The organism is Pseudomonas sp. yb_5, assembly GCF_043103865.1.
GTDB lineage: Bacteria > Pseudomonadota > Gammaproteobacteria > Pseudomonadales > Pseudomonadaceae > Aquipseudomonas > Aquipseudomonas putida_Y.
Window position 1 is genome coordinate 1 of record NZ_JBICKE010000110.1, and the last position, 22121, is coordinate 22121.

Below are 22121 nucleotides of genomic sequence, written 5' to 3' on the forward strand. Positions count from 1 at the left end.
GGGTATGCGGTTCCTTGTGGGAGCGGCCTTGCGTCGCGATAGGGGCGCAAAGCGCCCCTGACAATCTCAAGCCTGCTGCGGTTCGGCAGCCTTTTCCTGCGGCTTGGGTAACGACGACAGGAACGCCATCACCAGCGCTGCCACATAAGGCAACGACTGTACCAGCAACATCGCCACCCAGAAGCGCATATCCGAGCTCGGCAGCCCCTGCACCAGGTAGATGCCCAGCGCCGCGCCCCACAGCAGCACCATGATGAACAGCTCTTCACGCGCTTCGGAAATTGCCACCAGCAACCCATGGCTGTCAGCATTCTTCGGCGTGCGGAAGAACGGCATGCTGCTGGTGAAGAAGCCATACAGGACCGCCTTGGCGATGGTGTGCGACAGTGCCAGCCCGGCCAGTGCAGCTGCGAAGGCATCCTTGAGGTTCACCCCCACCGCTCGGCGGTACAGGAAGACGATCTTGCCGACCTTGAAGAAGAACAGCGCCAGCGGCGGGATGGCGAAGATCATCAGTGGCGGGTCGACCCGATGCGGCACGATGATCATCGCCGCCGACCACAACAGCGCGCCGATGGTGAAGAAGATGTTCATGCCATCGGCGATCCACGGTAGCCAGCCGGCCAGGAAGTGGTAGCGCTGGCCACGGGTCAGCTGGCTGCCTTTGCCGCGCAGCAGCGCACCGGCGTGGTGCTTGATGATCTGGATGGCGCCGTAGGCCCAGCGGAAGCGTTGCTTCTTGAAGTCGATGAAGGTGTCGGGCATCAGGCCCTTGCCGTAGCTGTTGTGGGCGTAGGCGGCGGACAGGCCTTTCTCGAACACGCGCAGCCCCAGCTCGGCATCCTCGCAGATGCACCATTCGGCCCAGCCCAGTTCTTCCAGCACACTGCGCCGGGTCATGGTCATGGTGCCGTGCTGGATGATCGCGTCACGGTCGTTGCGGGTGACCATGCCGATGTGGAAGAAGCCCTTGTATTCGCTGTAGCACAGCTTCTTGAAGGCACTCTCGTGCTGGTCGCGGTAATCCTGCGGTGACTGCACCACGGCAATTTTCGGATCGGCGAAGTGCGGCACCATGTGCTTGAGCCAGTTGCGGTCGACGCAGTAGTCCGAGTCGATTACCGCGATCACTTCGGCGTCCTTGGCCGTGTGCGGGATCAGGTAATTCAGTGCACCGCCCTTGAAGCCGGCCAGAGGCGCGACGTGGAAGAACTTGAAGCGCTCGCCAAGCTTCTCGCAGTGGGCCTTGAGCGGCTCCCACACGGCCGGGTCCTTGGTGTTGTTGTCGATCACCAGTACTTCGTAGTCGGGGTAGTCCAGGGCGGCCAGGGCGTCGAGGGTTTGTTTCACCATCTCAGGTGGCTCGTTGTAGCACGGCACGTGCACCGACACCTTGGGCCGGTAGGCACTGTCGGCCTGCACGGGCAGGAATTCGCGGCGGCGCTTGTGTATCCAGACCGCCTCGGCCAGCTCGTGGGCTTCGGTGAGCAACACGATGAACACGCCCAGCGCGCCGAGGGCCAGCAGCACGCCCACGGTCAGGCTGAACCAGGTGCTGTATTGCTGGCTGTAGTCATAGGCGATCCACACCAGTACCGACCCGCACAGGAAGGTGATGAACGTCAGGAAGGTACGGCCACGCTGGCGCAGGGCCGAGCCATCGATGAACAGCACCATCAGGGCGATCATTGCCAGCACCACCGACGCCACTGCCAGGGCCCGCCACTGCGGGATCGCCACCACGGGGCCGTCGAAGTTGAACTTCTGCTGGCGCTCGGCGTTGTAGACGCCCCAGTAGGCGCCTACCGAGCCTTCGTCGCTGGCCTTCCAGGGTTGGTCATAGGCTTCAATGACAAAGTAGTTGTAGCCACGGCGGTTGAGGGTATTGACCAGGGTGCGCAAGTAGATGGCCTGGTCGGCCTGTGTGGCATCGGCACCACCGCGCATGCGGCCGTTGCTCGGCCAGCCGACTTCCGACAGCAGCAGGGGTTTGCGCGGGAACTGGTGCTTCAGTTCACGGGCGCGGTCGAGGACGAACTCGACCGAGTCCTCCATTGGCACGAACTCCCAGTAGGGCAGGATGTGCGCGGCAATCAGGTCGACGTGCCTGGCCAGCTCAGGGTGTTCCTTCCAGATGTGCCATTGTTCACTGGTGGTCACAGGCACCTTCACGGCTGCGCGTACCCGGTCCAGGTATTTGATCAGGTTTCCCGGTGTGACTTCTTCACGGAACAGCGCCTCGTTGCCGACCACCACCCGCACCACGCTGCGCGAGGTATTGGCCAGCTGGATGGCCGTGGCGATCTCGCGCTCGTTGCGCTCCAGGTCCGGGCTGATCCATATCCCCAGCGTCACCCGCAGGCCGAACTCTTCGGCCAGGCGCGGGATGTCGGCCTGAGTGCCCTCCACGGTGTAGATACGGATGCTGTCGGTCAGTTTGCTCAGTTGCTCCAGGTCCTGGCGCAGTTCTTCGTCAGTGGGGTACTGACCCTTCTGCGGGCTTTCGCCCAGGCGGAACGGCGAATACGAAAAGCCAGAAATCTGTTCTGGCCAGGCGGGGGCGAAGACCGGGCGGTTGATCAGTGCCCAGAACCCGGTGAACAGTGCGGCGATGGCCAGCACCACTACCAGGTTCAGGCCGAATTTACGTGAAGACATCGTCGTCCATTCGTGGCGAAGTGGTAGGACATTAAAGCAGTGTTGGTAGTCTCTTTCCTAACGATGCAGGCCTTGGGGCTGCTGGCATATAATGCGTGCCGGTTTTTTGGGGTATGAACATGAGCACAGAAGATCCACGCTTTGCCGGCGTTGCCCGGTTGTATGGCGACCAAGGGCTGCAGCGGCTGGGCCAGGCCCATGTGGGCGTGGTCGGTATCGGCGGGGTGGGCTCGTGGGTGGCCGAAGCGCTGGCCCGCAGCGGCGTGGGCGAAATCACCCTGTTCGACCTGGACGATGTCTGTGTCAGCAACACCAACCGCCAGGCCCATGCGCTGGAAGGGCAGGTGGGGCGGCCCAAGGTCGAGGTCATGGCCGAGCGCCTGCGGGCGATCAACCCCGGGTGCACGGTGCATGCGGTGGCCGACTTCGTCACCCGCGAGACCATGGCCGAATACATCACCGAGCACCTCGACTGCGTGATCGACTGCATCGACAGCGTCATGGCCAAGGCGGCGCTGATCGCCTGGTGTCGGCGGCGCAAGATTGCCATTGTCACTACCGGTGGCGCGGGTGGCCAGATCGACCCGACGCAGATCCAGATCGCCGACCTGAACAAGACCTTCAACGACCCGTTGGCGTCACGGGTGCGTTCCACCCTGCGCCGCGACTACAACTTTTCGCGTAACGTCAGCCGCAACTATGGCGTGCCGTGCGTGTTCTCCAGCGAACAGCTGCGTTACCCCAAGGGTGATGGCAGCGTTTGCTTGCAGAAAAGCTTCGTGGGTGAGGGCGTGCGCCTGGACTGCTCGGGTGGCTTTGGTGCAGTGATGATGGTGACCGCGACCTTTGGCATGGTAGCGGCGAGCAAGGCGATCGAGAAGCTGGTGGCTGGAGCGCGCCGGCCGTCGGAACGGGTCAAGCCTGAATAGACCGCGTGGGCGTCTTCGCGGGCCCGCCCGCTCCCACAGGTACTGCATCTCTCTCAAGCATGACGCCGTACCTGTGGGAGCGGGCAGGCCCGCGAAGAAACCGGCGCCGATTCAGCGGTTGGACGCCAACTCCGCCATCCGCTGCAACACCGCATGCAGCCCATTGCTGCGCGACGGCGACAATTGGCGTTCCAGCCCGAGCTGGGTAAACCACTCGCGCAGATCAATCCCGGCCAGCTCCTCACTGGCCAGTCCCTGCACCCGCACCAGCAACAGCGCCAGCAGCCCACGCAACAAGCGGGCATCGCTGCTGGCCTTGAACCGCCATACTCCCTCGATCTGCTCGGCCACCAGCCACACCAGGCTCTCGCAGCCATGCACCCGGTTGGCCTCGGTCCTTTCGGCATCAGCCAGCGGCTCCAGGCGGTCACCCCACTGCATCAGCAACCGAGCACGCTGTTCCCAGCCTTTGCCCTGTTGAAAAGCTACCAGCGCTTGATGCGCCTGTTCCGGCAGGCTCATCGCAACAGCTCCAGGCCTTGATCCAGCGCGTCGAAGAAATGTTGCAAGTCATCGCTGTCGTTGTACAAACCCAGCGACACCCGTATCGCGCCCTCCAGCCCCATCCCCTTCAGCAGTGGCATGGCACAGTGGTGACCGGCACGCACGGCAATGCCCTGTTCAGTCAGCAGATGAGCGATATCGGCGTTGTGCACGCCCTCGATGACGAAACTGGCCAGGGCCGTCTGCGGTGCACCCAACACCCGCACACCTTCGCGGTCGCCCAGGCCACGCAGCAGGTGCTGGTGCAGGTTGGCTTCATGCGCTGCGACCGCATGGGCATCGAGGCTGGCCAGGTAGTCCAGTGTCGCGCCCAGGCCTATCACTCCGGCAATGGGCGGCGTACCCGCCTCGAATCCCAGGGGCGCGGGGCGGAAGCTGGCGCTGTGGTATTCGGCCAACTGCACCATCTCGCCACCGAACTGCCAGTGGCGCAACAGCTCCAGGGCCTGGGCGCGACCATAGAGCACGCCGACGCCGTCTGGACCGTACAGCTTGTGGCTGGAAAACACATAGAAGTCGCAGCCCAGTTGCTGCATGTCATGGCGACCATGCACCACGCCTTGGGCACCATCGACCACAGTCAGCGCGCCCTGGGCGCGGGCATGGGCCAGTAGCGCTGGTAGCGGCTGCCAGGTACCCAGCACGTTGGACAGCTGGCTGACGGCGAGCACCCGGGTGCGCGGGCCGATCAGTTGCAGTGCCTGTTCCTGGTCGATACGGCCATGGGCATCCAGCGGCAGCACCACCAGGCGCAGGTTGCGCCGGTGCGCCAGCTGTTGCCAGGGCAGCAGGTTGGCATGGTGCTCCAGGGCACTGACGGCAATTTCGTCACCGGCTTCGAGGCGGTGCTCCAGGCCATAGGCCAGCAGGTTCAGCGCCGAGGTAGCACCGTGGGTGAACACGATCTGCCGCGAGTCTGCGGCATTGAGCCAGGCGGCGACCTTGTCGCGGCTGGTTTCGAAGGCCTGGGTCGCCAGCGCGCCGGGCAAATGCTGGGCGCGGTGCACGTTGGCCGCGCCATGGCCGTAGTAATGGCTCAGGGCGTCGAGCAGGGCTTGCGGCTTCTGGGTGGTGGCTGCGCTGTCCAGGTATGTCTGGTGCTGCCGTTGCAGGGCGGCGATGGCGGGAAAGTCGGCACGCCAGGGAGAGGGCTGAAACATGTTTGCGAGGCCTGGAATGAAAATCGGGTCTGGTGCATTGGCGCCAGACCCGATCTTAACACCTCAAACCCGGCAAGGTTCTCAGTTGTGAGCGTGCAGCGCTTCGTTCAGCTCGATGGCCGACTTGTGGGTCTTGCACTCTACCGCGCCATTGAGCGAGTTGCGACGGAACAGCAGGTCGGTCTGACCAGCCAGGTCGCGGGCCTTGACCACTTTGACCAGCTCGTTGTTCTCGTCCAGCAGGTTCACCTTGGTGCCCGCGGTGATGTACAGGCCGGCTTCGACGGTGTTGCGGTCGCCCAGCGGAATACCGATGCCTGCGTTGGCGCCGATCAGGCAACCCTCGCCAACCTTGATGACGATGTTGCCGCCACCGGACAGGGTGCCCATGGTCGAGCAGCCGCCGCCCAGGTCCGAACCTTTGCCAACGAATACGCCAGCGGAAACGCGGCCTTCGATCATGCCCGGGCCTTCGGTGCCAGCATTAAAGTTGACGAAGCCTTCGTGCATGATGGTGGTGCCTTCGCCGATGTAGGCACCCAGGCGCACACGGGCGGTGTCGGCGATACGCACGCCGGCCGGTACCACGTAGTCGGTCATTTTCGGGAACTTGTCCACCGAGAACACTTCCAGCAGCTCGCCCTTCAGGCGTGCTTCCAGTTGCAGCTCGGCCAGCTCGCCCAGGTCGACTGCGCCCTGGTTGGTCCAGGCCACGTTCGGCAGCAGCGGGAAGATGCCGGCCAGGCTTACGCCATGCGGTTTGACCAGTCGGTGCGACAGCAGGTGCAGCTTGAGGTAGGCCTCTGGGGTCGAGCTCAGGGCAGCGTCTTCGGCCAGCAGGGTGGCGACCAGCGGCTTGTGGCTTTCGGCCAGGCGGGTCAGCAGGGCGGCCTGGGCGGCGTCCACGCCTTTTACGGCTTCGGCCAGTTGCGCGGCCTGGGCGTTGCTGAAGGCGATGGCCTGGTTGCCACCTTCGTAACCGAGAACAGGGGCGACTGCAGCAACCAGTTCGGCGCTCGGGTTGAGCAGCGGTTGTGCGTAGAACACTTCCAGCCAGGCGCCCTGGCGGTTCTGGGAGCCGACACCGAAGGCCAGGCTGAACAGGGTATTGGACATGTGATTACCTCGTGCGAAATAGGGTGGGGGCTCAGGCCAGGGCAGCGGCGTACAGGTCGGGCTTGAACCCGACCAGGGTACGCGCGCCAAGGTCGAGCACCGGGCGTTTGATCATCGACGGCTGGGCCAGCATCAGCTCGACGGCCTTGGCCTGGTCGAGGTCTGCCTTGCTGGCGTCGTCCAGCTTGCGGAAGGTGGTGCCGGCACGGTTGAGGATGACTTCCCAGCCGTGTTCGTCGCACCAGCGGTTCAGGCTGTCGCGGTCGATGCCTTGGGTTTTGTAATCATGGAATTCGTAGGCGATGGCGTTGTCTTCGAGCCAGGTACGCGCCTTTTTCATGGTGTCACAGGCTTTGATGCCGTAGAGCGTGTAGGTCATTGTGTACATTGGGGTTACAAGTCGCCCCAATCTCTCCGTTTTTCGATGTCAGTCGCGGGATTATGCGGGAACGATCCTCGCGGCGCCACGCCCGTGGCGCCCCTGTTTATTGATCAGGATGTGTTCAAGCGACCAGGCGCTGGACCGACCCGATGATCTCATCGCCGTGTTGCTGTTCGGCTGTGCGCAGGTCGAAGGCCGTCTGCAGGTTGAGCCAGAACTCAGGGGTGGTGTCCAGGCAGATGGACAGACGCAGTGCCATGTCGGCGGATACACCGCCCCGTTCGCGCAGGATGTTGTTGACGGTTGGCGTTGCTACACCCAACGCCCTGGCCAGAGCCGCGGCGCTGAAGCCCATTTCCTTCTGGAAGTCCTCCCGCAGGATTTCACCCGGATGGATTGGACGCATACCGTTCTTGAGCATGATGCACCTCAGTGGTAATCGACAATTTCAACGTTAACTGGCCCGTGTTCTGTCCAGGTGAAGCACAACCGCCATTGGTCATTTACACGGATACTGTGTTGGCCGGCGCGGTTGCCGCTCAGTGACTCGAGGCGATTGCCAGGTGGCGACCTAAGGTCTCGCAACTCTGTTGCGGCATCGAGCATGGCCAGTTTGCGCTCCGCGACTGACTTGATATCTGACCAACGCCGTGTCTTTCCCGTTGTGAAGAGCGCTTCCGTGTCGGCACAGCTAAAGCTTCGAATCATGCGCCTGAATGCTTAACGTTATTCGTTAATGTCGATTATACGACGGGATCGCTGTAGTTCAAGTCTTCAATAACGGGGCACGCGACTCGCAAGCTCCGGTCACATCTGCTGGGTATCATCATGTTACATATTCACCCGTCACCTGCGACTATCGTGCAGCGGCCCCGAACCGTCGGTCGCCGCTAACATATTGTTCCAATGGCGATGTCTCGCCTTGATATAGTTTCTGGTTCACAAAGGAAGCTTTCCCGGATGCAGTCCGCCTACACCGTTCTCATCCTGCTGACGCTGGTCAGCCTGTCGAAGCTGGTCGGCCGTGTGATCCCGCTGCCATTGCCGCTGGTACAGATTGCCGCCGGTGCCTTGCTGGCGTGGCCGACGCTGGGCCTGCATGTAGCCCTTGACCCCGAATTGTTCCTGTTCCTGTTCCTGCCTCCGCTGCTGTTCGCCGACGGCTGGCGCATCCCCAAGCGTGAGTTATGGCGCATTCGTGGCCCGGTAGTGGCGCTGGCCGTGGGGCTGGTGTTGTTCACCGTGGTCGGCGCCGGTTACTTCATCCACTGGTTGCTGCCGAGCATCCCGTTGCCGGTGGCTTTCGCCCTGGCCGCAGTGCTTTCGCCGACCGACGCCGTGGCCGTTTCGGCCATTGCCCAGGACCGCCTGCCCACTCCCCTGATGCACATGCTGCAGGGCGAGGCGCTGATGAACGACGCGTCGGGCCTGGTAACCTTCAAGTTCGCCTTGGCGGCGGCGATCACCGGGGTGTTTTCGTTGGCTGACGCCGGCTTCAGCTTCGTGTTGGTCGCACTGGGCGGCCTTGCGGTGGGTGTGGTACTGAGCTGGTTGATCGGTCGCCTGCGCATGTGGATGATCACCCGGGGCTGGGACGATCCAGCTACCCATGTGGTCTTCATGCTGCTGCTGCCGTTCGCCGCCTACGTGCTGGCCGAGCGCCTGGGCGTTTCGGGTATTCTCTCGGCGGTGGCGGCCGGCATGATGCAGAGCTGGCTCGACCTGCTGCCGCGTCAGACCAGTACCCGCCTGCTCAACCGCAGTGTGTGGTCGTTGCTGGAGTTTGCCTTCAATGGCCTGATCTTCCTGCTGTTGGGCTTGCAGTTGCCAGACATCATCAAGGCTGTGGTCAGCCACGAAGCGACCCTCTGGCCGACATTGGCCTACCGCTGCCTGGACGTGGTGGCGATCTTTGCCGCACTGATTCTGTTGCGGTTCATCTGGGTCCAGAGTATCTGGCGCTCGATCGGTGTGGTCCGTCGCTGGCGCGGCAAGCCGGCACTGGTGCTGATGCCTACGGCGCGTTCCTGCTGGTTGCTGACCTTGGGTGGTGTGCGCGGCGCTGTCACCCTGGCGGGTGTCATGTCGATCCCGTTGCTGATAGGGGCTGGTACAGCTTTCCCGGAGCGTGACCTGCTTATCTTCATTGCTGCGGGGGTAATACTGCTGTCGTTGATCAGTGCCTGCCTTGCCCTGCCGCTGTTACTGCGAGGGGTGACCAAGAGCCCTGACGAGCGCTTGCATCAAGAGGTGCAGGAAGCCTGGCGGCGCACAGCCGAGGCGGCGATTCATGCCTTGGAGGCAGAAGAGGTGATCGACAGCAACGCACCGCAGGATGCTGCGCAGGCAACCTTGGCGACCGAGTTGAAGGCGCGCTTGATGGCTGAATACCGGGATGAGCTGGAAAGCTACGACGACAGTGCCGAAGCCAAGGCCCTGGCCGCACAGATGGACTTGCTGGAGCGGCGTTTACGCTTGCGTGCCCTGAGGGCCCAGCGGCTGGAGCTGTACAACCTGCATCGTCAGCACCTGGTGGGCGATGAGGTGGTGCGGCAAGTACTGGGTGAGCTGGATATGAGTGAGGCGAACCTGGGTTCAGTCAAGTAGACCCTATCAAGGCCCTTCGCGGGCGCGCCCGCTCCCACAGGTACTGCGCTGCGCTTGAAATCAGCGCAGTACCTGTGGGGGCGGGCGTGCCCGCGAAGGGGTTGATCAGCGGTTTTGCAGGAAGGCGCGAATCCGCTCCGCCGCCTCGATGCATTCGGCCAGCGGTGCAACCAGTGCCATGCGCACGCGCCCGGCACCCGGGTTCACCCCGTCCACTTCACGCGACAGGTACGACCCCGGTACCACGGTCACATGCTGGGCTTCGAACAGGTCACGGGTGAACTCGGCATCGTCGCCCGGTACCTTGGCCCACAGGTAGAAACTGCCGTCCGGGCGTTGCACGTCCAGTACCGGCTGCAGAATATCCAGCACGGCATCGTACTTGGCCCGGTATTGGTCGCGGTTGTCGCGCACATGCGCCTCGTCCTGCCAGGCGGCGATGCTGGCCAGTTGGGTTTGTACCGGCATCGCGCAGCCGTGGTAGGTGCGGTACAGCAGAAACGGCTTGATGATCCGGGCATCGCCGGCGACGAAGCCCGAGCGCAGCCCCGGCAGGTTGGAGCGCTTGGACAGGCTGTGGAACACCACGCAGCGCGCAAAATCGCTACGGCCTAGCTCGGCGCATGCCGTCAGCAGGCCTGGCGGTGGCGCGTCTTCGTCGAAGTACAGCTCGCTGTAGCACTCGTCGGCGGCGATCACGAAGTCGTGCTCGTCAGCCAGGGCAATCAGCTTCTTCAGGGTGTTCATCGGCACCAGCGCACCCGTAGGGTTGCCCGGCGAGCACAGGAACAGGATCTGGCAACGCTTCCACACTTCGGCCGGTACGGCGTCGAAGTCCGGGTTGAAACCGTTGTTCTCCAGGCACGGCAGGTAGTGCGGGGTGGCGCCGGCCAGCAGCGCTGCGCCTTCGTAGATCTGATAGAACGGGTTGGGGCTGACCACCAGGCCTTCATCGGCGCGGTTGACCACGGCCTGGGTGAAGGCGAACAGCGCTTCACGGGTGCCGTTGACCGGCAGGATGTGGCGGTCGGCGTCCAGCCAGCCGGTCGGCACGCCAAAACGTCGTTCGCACCACTGACCGATGGCCTGGCGCAGGGCTGGCAAGCCGATGGTGCTGGGATAAACCGCCAGCTTGTCGAGGTTGTCGGCCATGGCCTGGGCGACGAACGCCGGCGATTCGTGCTTCGGCTCACCGATCGACAGGGCGATGGCGCGTTTGTCCGCCGCGGGCTTCACGCTGCCCAGCAGGGCACGAAGCTTTTCGAACGGATAGGGCTGAAGCTGGGTCAAGGCATGGTTCATCGGCGCGAGGTCTCGTCAATCGTCTAATCGTTAAATGGTCACGCGGGTCTGGCTGGTGTCGCTACCTTGGCCGGCCTGCAGTTGCTGCACGATGGCTTCCTGCAGGCGGCTGCACAGTTGCGGGTCTGACAGCGGCTGGTTGTCGGCATCGGTAATGAAGAACACGTCTTCAACCCGCTCGCCGAGGGTGGCGATCTTGGCGTTTTGCAGCGACAGGTCGAACTCCAGGAAGATCCGCCCCAGTCGGGCCAGCAGGCCCGGGCGGTCTGGCGCGGTGATTTCGAGGATGGTCACCGGCCGCTGGGCATCGTTGAGGATGGTCACTTGCGGCGGGAAGTCGAAGTGCTTGAGCTGCCGCGGCACCCGGCGCTGGATGATGGTCGGGTAGTCCTCGGGGTTGCGCAGCGCTTCGGTCAGACCGTCGCGAATCTGCTTGACCCTCTGCGGGTTGTCGCCGATCGAGCCACCGTCGTTGTCCAGCACAATGTAGGTGTCGAGGGTGAACTGGCTGCTCGACGTGATGATCCGTGCGTCGTGGATGTTCAGGTTCAACTGCGACATGGCCGCCACCGTCACGGCGAAGAAATCGTGCTGGTCGGGGGCATAGATGAAGATCTGCGTGCCGCCTTCGAACTCGCGCTGGGTGGTTTCCTTGATCAGCACCAGCGGCCCGCCGTCGGCCGGTTGCTGCAGGATCGCATCCGTGTGCCAGGCCACGTCGGCGGCTGTGTGCTTGAGGAAATAGTCATCGCCCAGTTGCGCCCATAGCTGCTCGACGTCGTCCGGGTCGGTGCCCTCGCGCACCAGGATATCCAGCGCTGACGACTGGGTCTGGCGAATCTGCTCTTCGCGGTCCAGCGGGTTTTCCAGGCCGCGGCGCAGGGCGCGCTTGGTCTCGGTGTACAGCTGGCGCAGCAGGCTGGCCCGCCACGAGTTCCACAGGCTCGGGTTGGTGGCGTTGATGTCGGCCACGGTCAGCACGTACAGGTAGTCAAGGCGCGTCTCGTCGCCCACGTGCAGGGCAAAGTCGTTGATCACCTGTGGGTCGGACAAGTCCTTGCGCTGGGCGGTAGTCGACATCACCAGGTGGTTCTGCACCAGCCAGACGATCAGGCGGCTGTCCCAGGCCGGCAACTGGTGCCGTTCGCAGAACTTCTGCGCGTCCACCGCACCGATTTCCGAGTGGTCGCCCTGGCGACCCTTGCCGATGTCGTGGTACAGGCCGGCCAGGTAGATCAACTCGGGTTTGGGCAGGCGCCCCATGAGCTTGCTGGCCAGCGGGAATTTCTCGGACACCGGCGTGTATTGCAGCTTGCGCAGGTGCTTGATGAGGTTGAGGGTGTGCGCGTCGACCGTATAGATGTGGAACAGGTCATGCTGCATCTGCCCGACGATCAGGCCGAACTCTGGCAGGTAGCGGCCAAGAATGCCGTAGCGGTTCATCCGGCGCAGGTTGCGGTGGATGCCGATTTCGCACTTGAACAGCTCGATGAACAGGCTGGTATTGCGGATATCGGTGCGGAACGTGTCATCGATCAGGTGGCGGTGTTCGCGCAGCAAGCGCACGGTATCGGCACGCACCCCCTTGATCTCGGGGTGTTGGGCCATCAGTACGAAAATTTCCAGCATGGCGAACGGCGTGCGCTTGAACACGTTCGGGTTGGCGGCCTCTATATAGCCGTCATGCAGGCGGAACCGCGCGTTCAGCGGCTGGGTGCTGCCACTCTCCTCGTCGGCGAGGATAACTTCTTCGAAGTGCTGGATGATCAGGTCGCACAGCTGGCTGATGCTCATCACCACCCGGTAGTACTGCTGCATGAACTGTTCGATCGCCCGCTTGGGGTTTTCATCGCTGTAGCCCAGCAGCGTGGCGATGCTGCGCTGGTGGTCGAACAGCAGGCGGTCTTCGGCGCGTCCGGCCAGCATGTGCAGGGCATAACGGACTTTCCAGAGGAAGTCCTGGGACGAAGCCAGCAGTTCATTCTCGCTTTCCAGCAAGAAGCCTTCGCCGGCCAGTGCATGCAGGTTGAGCGTCCCGTACTGGCGGCGGGCCACCCAAAGGACCGTCTGGATGTCACGCAGGCCGCCTGGCGAACCCTTGACGTTGGGTTCGAGGTTGTACTCCGTGTCGTTGTACTTGTGGTGGCGGGCCTTGAGTTCGGCGCGCTTGGCCAGGAAGAATTCCTTGCTCGGCCACATTTGCGCGGTGCTGGTGACTTCCAGCATGCGCTGGCGCAAGGCCTCGGGGCCGGCGATGGTGCGGCTTTCCATCAGGTTGGTGATTACCGTCAGGTCGGCGCGGGCCTGTTCGGCGCACTCGTCGACAGTGCGCACGCTCTGGCCGACTTCCAGGCCAATGTCCCACAGCAAGGTCAGAAAGCGCTCAATGGCGTCGCGGTACTGTTCGTGCTCGGCCGCGCCCAGCAGAATCAGCAGGTCGATGTCCGAGTGCGGGTGCAGTTCACCGCGCCCGTAGCCGCCCACCGCAACCAGGGCAATGCCGCTCTGGTCGCCCCAGTCGAACTGGTTCCACGCCTGTTGCAGGATATTGTCGACGAGCCAGGCGCGGGCCTCGATCAGCGGGCGGATGTCGCTGCCGGCGCTAAAACGTTTGTCGAGCACCTCGCCGGCCAGGCGGATGGCTTTCTTGAAGGCGGCGATGGGGCTCGCCTTGAGGGCCAGTTCCGCCTGGAACTGGCCACGGTCGAACAGCTCGGGGTCCACCTGGGGCATCGCGTCACGTTCCTGTCGTGGGGTGGCCTGTCGGGGTGCGGTCAGGCCGAAGTGCGCGGGATGGTGTCGTCCTTGCGCAGGGTGAAGATTTCGTAGCCGGTCGCGGTCACCACCAGGGTGTGTTCCCACTGGGCCGAGAGCTTGCGGTCCTTGGTGATGGCGGTCCAGCCGTCGCCCAGCACCTTGGTGTCGGCCTTGCCCTGGTTGATCATCGGCTCGATGGTGAAGGTCATGCCTTCCTTCAGCTCCATGCCCGTGCCAGCGCGGCCGTAGTGGAGGATCTGTGGCTCTTCGTGGAACACCTTGCCAATGCCATGACCGCAGAACTCGCGCACCACCGAGAAACCGTTCTTTTCCGCGTGCTTCTGGATCACTTCACCGATGTCGCCCAGGCGGCAGCCCGGCTTGACCAGTTCGATGGCCTTGTACATGCATTCCTGGGTGACCTTGGACAGGCGCTCGGCCCAGACCGGCACGTTACCGACGTGGAACATGCGGCTGGTGTCGCCGTGGTAGCCGTCCTTGATCACGGTGACATCGATATTGAGCGTGTCACCGTCCTTGAGCGGCTTGTCGTTGGGGATGCCGTGGCAGACCACATGGTTGATCGAGGTGCAGATCGACTTCGGGTAGCCCTTGTAGTTGAGCGGTGCCGGAATGGCCTGCTGGACGTTGACGATATAGTCGTGGCACAGGCGGTCGAGCTCTTCGGTGGTGACACCGGGCTTGACGTGCTCTTCGATCATTTCCAGCACTTCGGCGGCCAGGCGGCCAGCGATGCGCATCTTCTCGATGTCTTCTGCGGTCTTGATGGTGACGGTCATTACAGGCTCTCTACGGCGCCGTGCACGGCGCGAACAAACGGGAAAGGCCGGATTCTAGCAGAGCAGGGCGCCGATCGGTCGGGATAAAGGCGGCCATGCTGTTGTCTACAGCTGGCATTCTGGCGCGAAAGCCGGGGTGCTGCAAAAAGTGCTGACAGACGCAACAGTATCCGGGTTCCGTTCGCTCGCGGTCTGTGGTATAAAATGCGCCGCTTTCGGGGACGACCCCGTCAGCACTTAACCCACACACGTGTCGACACGATGACCTGGGTGCCCCGAGTTGCAGAATTCGCGGGTTGGTCATTGGGATACGTGGAGGCCCAACCCGACTTATCAAGGAACTATCATGTCCCAAGTCAACATGCGCGATATGCTGAAGGCCGGTGTGCACTTCGGCCACCAGACCCGTTACTGGAACCCGAAAATGGGCAAGTACATTTTCGGCGCGCGTAACAAGATCCACATCGTCAACCTGGAAAAAACCCTGCCAATGTTCAACGACGCTCTGTCGTTCGTAGAGCGCCTGGCCCAGGGCAAGAACAAGATCCTGTTCGTCGGCACCAAGCGTTCCGCCGGCAAGATCGTTGCCGAGCAAGCAGCTCGTTGCGGTTCGCCGTACGTTGACCACCGTTGGTTGGGCGGCATGCTGACCAACTACAAGACCATCCGCGCTTCGATCAAGCGTCTGCGCGACCTGGAAACCCAGGCCGAAGACGGCACTTTCGCCAAGCTGACCAAGAAAGAAGCCCTGATGCGCTCCCGCGACCTGGAAAAACTGGATCGCAGCCTGGGTGGCATCAAGGACATGGGCGGTCTGCCAGACGCTCTGTTCGTTATCGACGTTGATCACGAGCGCATCGCGATCACCGAAGCCAACAAGCTGGGTATCCCGGTTATCGGCGTTGTCGATACCAACAGCAGCCCGGAAGGTGTTGACTACATCATCCCAGGTAACGATGACGCCATTCGCGCTATCGAGCTGTACATGACTTCGATGGCTGACGCAGTCATCCGCGGCCGCAACAACGTTGCCGGCGGCACCGAAGTTTACGCTGAAGAAGCGGCTGCACCTGCTGCTGAGTAATAGGCGCTAGCGTCTACTTGGCACGCAAAAAGGGGGCTTTGCCCCCTTTTTGCCACCTTGAAATCCTGCTGTCAGCATCGGCCCCGCATCATGGGCCTGCTGAAATGAAAGCAGCGGATTTGCAGAATTGAACGCCCGTGATTGACGGGTGGAATGGTTGAAAAACTTTCCAAGAGGATTTTGAAATGGCAGCAATTACTGCAGCGCTGGTAAAAGAACTGCGCGAGCGTACCGGCGAAGGCATGATGGATTGCAAAAAGGCCCTGGAAAAGGCCGGCGGCGACATCGAGAAAGCCATTGACGACATGCGTGCCTCGGGCGCCATCAAGGCCGCCAAAAAGGCTGGCAACGTCGCTGCTGAAGGCGCTATCGCCGTCAAGACCGACGGTACATCCGCCGTCCTGCTGGAAGTGAACTCGCAGACCGACTTCCTGGCCCTGCAAGACGACTTCAAGAACTTCGTGGCCGAAAGCCTCGAAGAAGCCTTCGCCCAGAAGCTGACCGACGCCGCTCCGCTGATCGCCTCGCGTGAAGCTGCTCGTGAAGCCCTGGTTGCCAAGTGCGGCGAGAACGTCAACATCCGTCGCCTGGTGCGCGTTGAGGGTGACGTTGTCGGTGCCTACCTGCACGGCAACAAGATCGGCGCTGTCGTCGTTCTGAAAGGCGGTGACGTGGAGCTGGCGAAGAACATCGCCATGCACGTCGCAGCTTCGAACCCTGAGTTCCTGGATTCGTCGGAAATCTCCGCCGAGGCCATCGAGCGCGAGAAGAATGTCTTCCTGCAGCTGAACGCCGACAAGATCGCCGGCAAGCCGGAAAACATCGTTGAGAACATGATCAACGGTCGTATCACCAAGTTCAAGGCAGAAGCCTCGCTGAAAGAGCAAGCTTTCGTCATGAACCCGGAAGTCAAGGTTGGCGAGCTGGCCAAGAAAGCCGGTGCTGAAATCGTTTCCTTCACCTACTTCAAGGTAGGCGAAGGCATCGAGAAGCCAGTCGACGACTTCGCTGCTGAAGTTGCCGCTCAGGTAGCTGCTGCCAAGCAGTAAGACAGCCCCGTCTGTCGCCCCAAAGAGGCTGCCCGCTCACGCGCGCAGCCTCTTTGTCAAAACGGGGAGGGGTTTATACGACTCCCTCTTCGCTGGCACCGAAGCGGTGCCACGCTACAGTTAGCAGGCTGCAAACAGCCCGCACGAATTTTCTAAAAGTACGCCGCAGGAGAGACTCGCAATGGCTCAGCAGGTGAGTGGTCGCCAACCTCGCTATAAACGCATTTTGCTCAAACTTAGCGGCGAGGCCCTGATGGGCTCGGAAGACTTCGGGATCGACCCGAAAGTGCTGGATCGCATGGCGCTTGAAGTTGGCCAGCTGGTAGGGATCGGTGTACAGGTCGGCCTGGTCATCGGTGGCGGCAACCTGTTCCGCGGCGCCGCGCTCAGCGCAGCCGGCATGGACCGCGTCACGGGTGACCACATGGGCATGCTTGCTACCGTGATGAACGGCCTGGCCATGCGCGATGCGCTGGAGCGCTCGAACATCCCGGCGCTGGTCATGTCGGCCATTTCCATGGTGGGTGTCACCGATCATTACGATCGCCGCAAAGCTATTCGTCACCTCAACTCCGGGGATGTGGTAATTTTCTCCGCCGGTACCGGCAACCCGTTCTTCACCACCGACTCCGCGGCCTGCCTGCGCGCCATCGAAATCGATGCCGACGTGGTGCTGAAGGCGACCAAGGTCGATGGCGTGTACACTGCCGATCCATTCAAGGACCCGCACGCCGAGAAATTCGATCACCTGACCTACGATGAGGTTCTGGATCGCAAGCTGGGTGTGATGGACCTGACCGCAATCTGCCTGTGCCGTGACCACAAGATGCCATTGCGGGTATTCAACATGAACAAGCCTGGCGCCCTGCTGAACATCGTGGTGGGTGGCGCTGAAGGCACACTGATCGAGGAAGGCCAAGCATGATCAACGACATCAAGAAAGACGCGCAGGAGCGCATGGGCAAGTCCATCGAAGCCCTGTCCCGCAACCTGGCTGCAATCCGCACCGGTCGCGCTCACCCAAGCATCCTGGACAGCGTCAAGGTTACCGCCTGGGGTAGCGAAATGCCGCTGAACCAGGTCGCCGCGATCACCGTCGAAGATGCGCGCACCCTGAAGATCGTCGCTCACGACAAGAACCTCAGCGCTGCCATCGAAAAGGCCATCCTCACCTCCGATCTGGGCCTTAACCCGTCCAGCGCCGGTACCACCATCCGAGTACCGATGCCGGCCCTGACCGAGGAAACCCGCAAGGGCTACACCAAGCAGGCCAGCGGTGTTGCCGAGGATGCCAAGGTAGCCGTGCGCAACGTGCGCCGCGACGCCCTGGCTGACCTGAAAAAACTGACCAAGGACAAGGAAATCAGCGAAGACGAAGAACGTCGCGCCGCTGACGAGATCCAGAAGCTGACCGACAAGTTCGTCGCCGAAGTGGATGCTGCCTTCAAAGCCAAGGAAAAGGACCTGATGGCCGTTTAAGGCCGGGGTTTTTTAATGGAAAAGACCAAGCCAGCGGCGCCGTCCTCGGTGCCGCGTCATGTCGCGATCATCATGGATGGCAACAACCGCTGGGCGAAAAAACGCCTGCTGCCCGGCGTGGCCGGGCACAAGGCGGGTGTGGATGCCGTTCGCGCGGTCATCGAAGTCTGTGCCAAGTCCGGGGTCGAGGTGCTGACCCTGTTCGCCTTCTCCAGCGAGAACTGGCAGCGCCCTGCCGAAGAGGTCGGGGCGCTGATGGAGCTGTTCTTCTCGGCGCTGCGCCGTGAGGCCAAGCGCCTTGACGAGAACAATATCAGCCTGCGCATCATCGGCGACCGTTCGCGTTTTCATCCTGAGCTGCAGGCCGCCATGCGCGAGGCCGAGGCAGTGACCGCTGGCAACAACCGCTTCATTCTGCAGATAGCAGCCAACTACGGTGGCCAGTGGGACATTGCCCAGGCTGCCCAGCGGTTGGCGCGGGAAGTGCAGGCCGGGCACCTGCGCCCGGAAGACATCACCCCGGGTCTGCTGCAGACCTGTCTGGCAACCGGCGAGCTGCCGTTGCCGGATCTTTGCATTCGCACCGGTGGCGAGCATCGCATCAGCAATTTCCTGCTGTGGCAACTGGCCTATGCCGAGTTGTACTTCTCCGACCTCTACTGGCCGGACTTCAAACACGAGGCCATGCGCAATGCCCTGGCCGATTTCGCTTCGCGCCAGCGCCGCTTCGGTAAGACCAGCGAGCAGGTCGAGGCTGGAGCTCGTGCTTAATGCTTAAACAACGCATCATTACTGCGCTGATCCTGTTGCCGGTCGCGCTGGGTGGTTTCTTCCTGCTCAATGGCGGGGACTTCGCCCTGTTCATCGGATTCGTAGTGACCCTCGGTGCCTGGGAGTGGGCGCGCCTTGCCGGGCTGATGGCCCAGCCGCTGCGCATTGCCTATGCAGCGGTGGTCGCCGGAGCGCTGATGCTGCTGTACATCCTTCCGGAGCTGGCGCCCTGGGTGCTGGGCGCTGCGGTTATCTGGTGGGGGCTGGCTACCTGGCTGGTGCTTACCTATCCGCGCAGCAGCGAGCTGTGGGTCAGTGCTGCCTGTCGGCTGTTGATCGGCCTGCTGGTGCTGTTGCCGGCCTGGCAGGGACTGGTGCTCCTCAAGCACTGGCCCCTGGGGAACTGGCTGATCCTGTCCGTCATGGTGCTGGTGTGGGCCGCCGACATCGGTGCGTACTTCTCTGGCCGGGCGTTCGGCAAGCGCAAGCTGGCCCCGCAGGTCAGCCCGGGCAAGAGCTGGGAAGGTGTGTATGGTGGGCTGGCAGTCAGCCTGTTTATCACCTTGGGTGTCGGCATCAGTCGCGACTGGGGCTTTGGTCAGATCCTGCTGGGCCTGCTGGGCGCTGCGTTGCTGGTGATGTCCTCGGTGGTCGGTGACCTGACCGAGAGCATGTTCAAGCGTCGCTCCGGCATCAAGGACAGCAGCAATCTGCTACCTGGGCACGGTGGTGTGCTCGACCGCATCGACAGCCTGACAGCGGCAATTCCGATCTTCGCGGTGCTGTTGTGGGCTGCCGAATGGGGTGTGATGTGAGTCGCCCGCAACGTATTACCGTGCTCGGGGCGACCGGCTCCATCGGCCTGAGCACGCTGGATGTGATCGCGCGCCATCCCGACCGTTATCAAGCGTTTGCCCTCACCGGCTATTCGCGCGTCGACGAACTGTTGGCGCTATGTGTGCGTCATCGTCCGGCATTCGCTGTGGTGCCGAGCACTGAGGCGGCGGTGAGGTTGCGTGCAAGTCTGGCTGCAGTTGGTTGTACCACCGAGGTGCTGGAGGGCGAGGCAGGGCTTTGCCAGGTGGCGTCGGCCGCTGAAGTGGATGCGGTGATGGCAGCCATTGTCGGTGCTGCCGGCTTGCGCCCCACGCTGGCGGCCGTCGAGGCAGGCAAAAAGGTGTTGCTGGCCAACAAGGAAGCACTGGTAATGTCGGGCGCGCTGTTCATGGAGGCGGTGCGGCAAAAGGGTGCCGTGCTGCTGCCGATCGACAGCGAACACAACGCTATCTTCCAGTGCATGCCAGGCGACTACGCCCGTGGCCTGAGCGCCGTCGGTGTGCGCCGGATCCTGCTTACCGCTTCTGGTGGGCCGTTCCGCGAGACGCCGGTCGAGGCGCTGCTGGACGTGACCCCGGAGCAAGCTTGTGCTCACCCTAACTGGTCCATGGGGCGCAAGATCTCCGTGGATTCGGCCAGCATGATGAACAAAGGCCTCGAGTTGATCGAGGCCTGCTGGTTGTTCGATGCCGCGCCGTCCAAGGTTGAGGTGGTGGTGCACCCGCAAAGCGTGATCCACTCGCTGGTCGACTACGTGGACGGTTCGGTGCTCGCGCAGTTGGGCAACCCGGACATGCGTACGCCGATCGCCAACGCGTTGGCTTGGCCGGAACGGATCGATTCCGGGGTCGCCCCCCTGGACCTGTTCGCCATCGCCCGTCTGGATTTCCAGGCGCCCGACGAACAACGCTTCCCTTGCCTGCGCCTTGCGCGGCAGGCTGCCGAGGCTGGCAACAGTGCGCCAGCGGTGCTCAATGCAGCCAACGAAGTGGCGGTCCAGGCATTTCTTGAACGGCGCATCCGCTTCCCGGAGATCGCGGGTATGATCGAACAGGTACTCGACCAGGAACCCGTCGTACCGTTGCCGTCGCTGGATGCGGTATTTGCCGCCGATCAGCGTGCCCGGGAGCTTTCCCGAGAGTGGCTGAGGCGTCACGGCCGCTGATGCAGGCCCGCCAAGGTTCGTGAGGGGGCTGGGGATGCCAGCCCGCTGAACATCATTCGGAGATGGACATGACAGCGCTCTACATGATTATCGGCACCCTCGTGGCTCTGGGTGTGCTGGTCACTTTCCACGAATTCGGTCACTTCTGGGTGGCGCGCCGCTGCGGCGTCAAGGTGCTGCGTTTTTCGGTGGGTTTCGGCACGCCGCTGCTGCGGTGGCATGACCGCCACGGCACCGAGTTCGTTGTTGCGGCCATTCCTCTGGGTGGCTACGTCAAGATGCTCGACGAGCGCGAAGGCGATGTGCCGCCAGCGCTGGCCGGGCAGTCGTTCAACCGCAAGTCGGTGCGCCAGCGTATTGCGATTGTCGCGGCAGGCCCGATCGCCAATTTTCTGCTCGCTATCCTGTTTTTCTGGGTACTGGCGATGCTGGGTACCCAGCAAATCCGCCCGGTTATCGGTGCGGTCGACAGTGGCAGCCTGGCAGCATCGGCCGGGCTGACCGCGGGTCAGGAAATCGTCTCTGTCGACGGTAAGCCGACCAACGGTTGGTCGGCGGTCAACCTGCAGTTGGTTCGTCGTCTGGGTGAGAGCGGTACCTTGCAGATTGGCGTGCGCGATGAGGGTGCCAGCGCCGAGCGCCAGTTGCAGGTCAAGCTGGACAGCTGGCTCAAGGGCGCCGACGAGCCGGACCCGATTCAATCCCTGGGGCTGCGCCCCTGGCGCCCGGCGATCACCCCGGTGCTGGCCGAGATCGACCCGAAGGGGCCGGCTGCCGCTGCTGGCCTGAAAACCGGTGACAAGCTGCTGGCTCTGGATGATGTGGCGGTGACCGAATGGCAGCAGGTTGTCGACCGCGTGCGCGCCCGCCCTGATGCCAAGGTAGTGGTGCGAGTGGAGCGCGATGGAGCTGCCCTGGAGCTGCCGGTGACCCTGGCCCGCAAGGGTGAGGGCAAGGCAGTCGGTGGCTATCTTGGTGCTGGCGTCAAAGGTGGCGAATGGCCTGCCAACATGCTCCGCGAAGTCAGCTACGGCCCGCTGGATGCGGTGGGTGAGAGCTTGTCGCGTACCTGGAGCATGAGCGTCCTGACCCTTGAATCGCTGAAGAAAATGCTGTTCGGGGAGCTCTCGGTAAAAAACTTGAGTGGACCGATAACCATTGCTAAAGTGGCGGGCGCTTCAGCCCAGTCCGGCGTGGGGGATTTCCTGAATTTCCTGGCCTACCTGAGCATAAGCCTGGGGGTTCTTAACCTGCTGCCCATACCCGTACTGGATGGGGGGCATTTGCTGTTTTACCTGGTCGAGTGGGCGCGCGGTCGTCCGCTGTCGGATCGGGTGCAAGGTTGGGGGGTTCAGATCGGTATCAGTTTGGTCATAGGGGTGATGTTGCTCGCCCTGATCAACGATCTGGGTCGACTATAAAGCTTCGCTCAATTGCGAACCTGCCGTTTGTGACGGCAGG

20 protein-coding genes are annotated in these 22121 nt (G+C 62.5%); 10 read left to right on the forward strand and 10 right to left on the reverse strand.

The window, feature by feature from the left end:
- Positions 1 to 66: 66 nt before the first annotated feature.
- Complete coding sequence (locus ACF8GF_RS20450) at positions 67 to 2658, reverse strand: glycosyltransferase (protein ID WP_392488423.1); 2592 nt, start codon at positions 2656 to 2658, stop codon at positions 67 to 69.
- A 119-nt stretch (positions 2659 to 2777) separates the two neighbouring features.
- On the opposite strand from ACF8GF_RS20450, the gene tcdA reads away from it, so the two are divergent.
- On the forward strand, positions 2778 to 3587 hold the full coding sequence (gene tcdA / locus ACF8GF_RS20455) for a tRNA cyclic N6-threonylcarbamoyladenosine(37) synthase TcdA (protein WP_176682749.1): 810 nt from the start codon (positions 2778 to 2780) through the stop codon (positions 3585 to 3587).
- A gap of 111 nt (positions 3588 to 3698) precedes the next feature.
- On the opposite strand, the gene ACF8GF_RS20460 is transcribed toward tcdA, so the two are convergent.
- The 6 genes from ACF8GF_RS20460 to graT form a co-directional block, all read right to left on the reverse strand.
- The gene (locus ACF8GF_RS20460) at positions 3699 to 4109 is read right to left on the reverse strand and encodes a SufE family protein (RefSeq protein WP_176682750.1); all 411 of its coding nucleotides are present in this window, start codon (positions 4107 to 4109) and stop codon (positions 3699 to 3701) included.
- A complete protein-coding gene (locus ACF8GF_RS20465; RefSeq protein WP_176682751.1) occupies positions 4106 to 5311 on the reverse strand; it encodes a cysteine desulfurase in 1206 nt (401 codons plus the stop codon). The genes ACF8GF_RS20460 and ACF8GF_RS20465 overlap by 4 nt, the downstream gene beginning before the upstream one ends.
- An 81-nt stretch (positions 5312 to 5392) precedes the next feature.
- Entirely contained in the window at positions 5393 to 6427 is a 1035-nt protein-coding gene (gene dapD, locus ACF8GF_RS20470) for a 2,3,4,5-tetrahydropyridine-2,6-dicarboxylate N-succinyltransferase (RefSeq protein WP_019437665.1), read from the reverse strand.
- A 31-nt stretch (positions 6428 to 6458) separates the two neighbouring features.
- Positions 6459 to 6806 (reverse strand): ArsC family reductase, encoded by a 348-nt coding sequence (locus ACF8GF_RS20475; protein ID WP_176682752.1) that lies wholly within the window; start codon positions 6804 to 6806, stop codon positions 6459 to 6461.
- Positions 6807 to 6930: 124 nt separating this feature from the next.
- Positions 6931 to 7230, reverse strand: a complete 300-nt coding sequence (gene graA / locus ACF8GF_RS20480; RefSeq protein ID WP_003252274.1) for a type II toxin-antitoxin system antitoxin GraA — start codon at positions 7228 to 7230, stop codon at positions 6931 to 6933.
- An 8-nt stretch (positions 7231 to 7238) separates the two neighbouring features.
- Positions 7239 to 7517, reverse strand: a complete 279-nt coding sequence (graT, locus tag ACF8GF_RS20485) for a type II toxin-antitoxin system toxin GraT (RefSeq protein WP_176682753.1) — start codon at positions 7515 to 7517, stop codon at positions 7239 to 7241.
- Positions 7518 to 7769: 252 nt separating this feature from the next.
- Between graT and ACF8GF_RS20490 the strand changes: the two genes are divergently transcribed.
- Positions 7770 to 9416: a Na+/H+ antiporter gene (locus ACF8GF_RS20490; RefSeq protein ID WP_392488424.1), complete on the forward strand. Its 1647-nt coding sequence runs from the start codon at positions 7770 to 7772 to the stop codon at positions 9414 to 9416.
- A gap of 105 nt (positions 9417 to 9521) precedes the next feature.
- Here ACF8GF_RS20490 and dapC read toward each other — a convergent pair whose 3' ends face one another.
- Genes dapC through map form a run of 3 tightly spaced genes read right to left on the reverse strand, consistent with a single transcriptional unit; the run spans position 9522 to position 14275 of the window.
- Entirely contained in the window at positions 9522 to 10718 is a 1197-nt protein-coding gene (gene dapC, locus ACF8GF_RS20495; RefSeq protein ID WP_392488425.1) for a succinyldiaminopimelate transaminase, read from the reverse strand.
- Positions 10719 to 10748: 30 nt separating this feature from the next.
- Positions 10749 to 13451, reverse strand: a complete 2703-nt coding sequence (locus ACF8GF_RS20500; RefSeq protein ID WP_176682756.1) for a [protein-PII] uridylyltransferase — start codon at positions 13449 to 13451, stop codon at positions 10749 to 10751.
- A 41-nt stretch (positions 13452 to 13492) separates the two neighbouring features.
- Entirely contained in the window at positions 13493 to 14275 is a 783-nt protein-coding gene (gene map / locus ACF8GF_RS20505; RefSeq protein ID WP_003252286.1) for a type I methionyl aminopeptidase, read from the reverse strand.
- Between the two features lie 346 nt (positions 14276 to 14621).
- On the opposite strand from map, the gene rpsB reads away from it, so the two are divergent.
- The 8 genes from rpsB to rseP all read left to right on the forward strand — a co-directional run bounded on the left by rpsB (position 14622) and on the right by rseP (position 22081).
- Complete coding sequence (rpsB, locus tag ACF8GF_RS20510; protein ID WP_003252287.1) at positions 14622 to 15359, forward strand: 30S ribosomal protein S2; 738 nt, start codon at positions 14622 to 14624, stop codon at positions 15357 to 15359.
- Positions 15360 to 15544: 185 nt separating this feature from the next.
- Positions 15545 to 16408: a translation elongation factor Ts gene (gene tsf, locus ACF8GF_RS20515; RefSeq protein ID WP_003252290.1), complete on the forward strand. Its 864-nt coding sequence runs from the start codon at positions 15545 to 15547 to the stop codon at positions 16406 to 16408.
- A 181-nt stretch (positions 16409 to 16589) separates the two neighbouring features.
- A complete protein-coding gene (gene pyrH / locus ACF8GF_RS20520; protein WP_003252294.1) occupies positions 16590 to 17333 on the forward strand; it encodes a UMP kinase in 744 nt (247 codons plus the stop codon).
- Complete coding sequence (gene frr, locus ACF8GF_RS20525) at positions 17330 to 17887, forward strand: ribosome recycling factor (RefSeq protein WP_003252296.1); 558 nt, start codon at positions 17330 to 17332, stop codon at positions 17885 to 17887. The genes pyrH and frr overlap by 4 nt, the downstream gene beginning before the upstream one ends.
- Positions 17888 to 17902: 15 nt before the next feature.
- The gene (uppS, locus tag ACF8GF_RS20530; protein ID WP_003252299.1) at positions 17903 to 18658 is read left to right on the forward strand and encodes a polyprenyl diphosphate synthase; all 756 of its coding nucleotides are present in this window, start codon (positions 17903 to 17905) and stop codon (positions 18656 to 18658) included.
- Entirely contained in the window at positions 18658 to 19473 is an 816-nt protein-coding gene (locus tag ACF8GF_RS20535) for a phosphatidate cytidylyltransferase (protein WP_176682757.1), read from the forward strand. Before uppS ends, ACF8GF_RS20535 begins: the two co-directional genes overlap by 1 nt.
- On the forward strand, positions 19470 to 20660 hold the full coding sequence (ispC, locus tag ACF8GF_RS20540) for a 1-deoxy-D-xylulose-5-phosphate reductoisomerase (RefSeq protein WP_176682758.1): 1191 nt from the start codon (positions 19470 to 19472) through the stop codon (positions 20658 to 20660). Before ACF8GF_RS20535 ends, ispC begins: the two co-directional genes overlap by 4 nt.
- Positions 20661 to 20728: 68 nt before the next feature.
- Positions 20729 to 22081: an RIP metalloprotease RseP gene (gene rseP, locus ACF8GF_RS20545; RefSeq protein WP_176682759.1), complete on the forward strand. Its 1353-nt coding sequence runs from the start codon at positions 20729 to 20731 to the stop codon at positions 22079 to 22081.
- Positions 22082 to 22121 lie beyond the last annotated feature (40 nt).

Coding starts and splice junctions, on each gene's coding strand:
- uppS (WP_003252299.1), top strand. CDS start 17,903: ATGGAAAAGACCAAGCCAGCGGCGCCGTCCTCGGTGCCGCGTCATGTC.
- tsf (WP_003252290.1), top strand. CDS start 15,545: ATGGCAGCAATTACTGCAGCGCTGGTAAAAGAACTGCGCGAGCGTACC.
- map (WP_003252286.1), bottom strand. CDS start 14,275: ATGACCGTCACCATCAAGACCGCAGAAGACATCGAGAAGATGCGCATC.
- pyrH (WP_003252294.1), top strand. CDS start 16,590: ATGGCTCAGCAGGTGAGTGGTCGCCAACCTCGCTATAAACGCATTTTG.
- ACF8GF_RS20450 (WP_392488423.1), bottom strand. CDS start 2,658: ATGTCTTCACGTAAATTCGGCCTGAACCTGGTAGTGGTGCTGGCCATC.
- rseP (WP_176682759.1), top strand. CDS start 20,729: ATGACAGCGCTCTACATGATTATCGGCACCCTCGTGGCTCTGGGTGTG.
- ACF8GF_RS20475 (WP_176682752.1), bottom strand. CDS start 6,806: ATGACCTACACGCTCTACGGCATCAAAGCCTGTGACACCATGAAAAAG.
- dapC (WP_392488425.1), bottom strand. CDS start 10,718: ATGAACCATGCCTTGACCCAGCTTCAGCCCTATCCGTTCGAAAAGCTT.
- dapD (WP_019437665.1), bottom strand. CDS start 6,427: ATGTCCAATACCCTGTTCAGCCTGGCCTTCGGTGTCGGCTCCCAGAAC.
- graA (WP_003252274.1), bottom strand. CDS start 7,230: ATGCTCAAGAACGGTATGCGTCCAATCCATCCGGGTGAAATCCTGCGG.
- rpsB (WP_003252287.1), top strand. CDS start 14,622: ATGTCCCAAGTCAACATGCGCGATATGCTGAAGGCCGGTGTGCACTTC.
- ACF8GF_RS20490 (WP_392488424.1), top strand. CDS start 7,770: ATGCAGTCCGCCTACACCGTTCTCATCCTGCTGACGCTGGTCAGCCTG.
- ACF8GF_RS20500 (WP_176682756.1), bottom strand. CDS start 13,451: ATGCCCCAGGTGGACCCCGAGCTGTTCGACCGTGGCCAGTTCCAGGCG.
- graT (WP_176682753.1), bottom strand. CDS start 7,517: ATGATTCGAAGCTTTAGCTGTGCCGACACGGAAGCGCTCTTCACAACG.
- ACF8GF_RS20465 (WP_176682751.1), bottom strand. CDS start 5,311: ATGTTTCAGCCCTCTCCCTGGCGTGCCGACTTTCCCGCCATCGCCGCC.
- frr (WP_003252296.1), top strand. CDS start 17,330: ATGATCAACGACATCAAGAAAGACGCGCAGGAGCGCATGGGCAAGTCC.
- ACF8GF_RS20460 (WP_176682750.1), bottom strand. CDS start 4,109: ATGAGCCTGCCGGAACAGGCGCATCAAGCGCTGGTAGCTTTTCAACAG.
- ACF8GF_RS20535 (WP_176682757.1), top strand. CDS start 18,658: ATGCTTAAACAACGCATCATTACTGCGCTGATCCTGTTGCCGGTCGCG.
- tcdA (WP_176682749.1), top strand. CDS start 2,778: ATGAGCACAGAAGATCCACGCTTTGCCGGCGTTGCCCGGTTGTATGGC.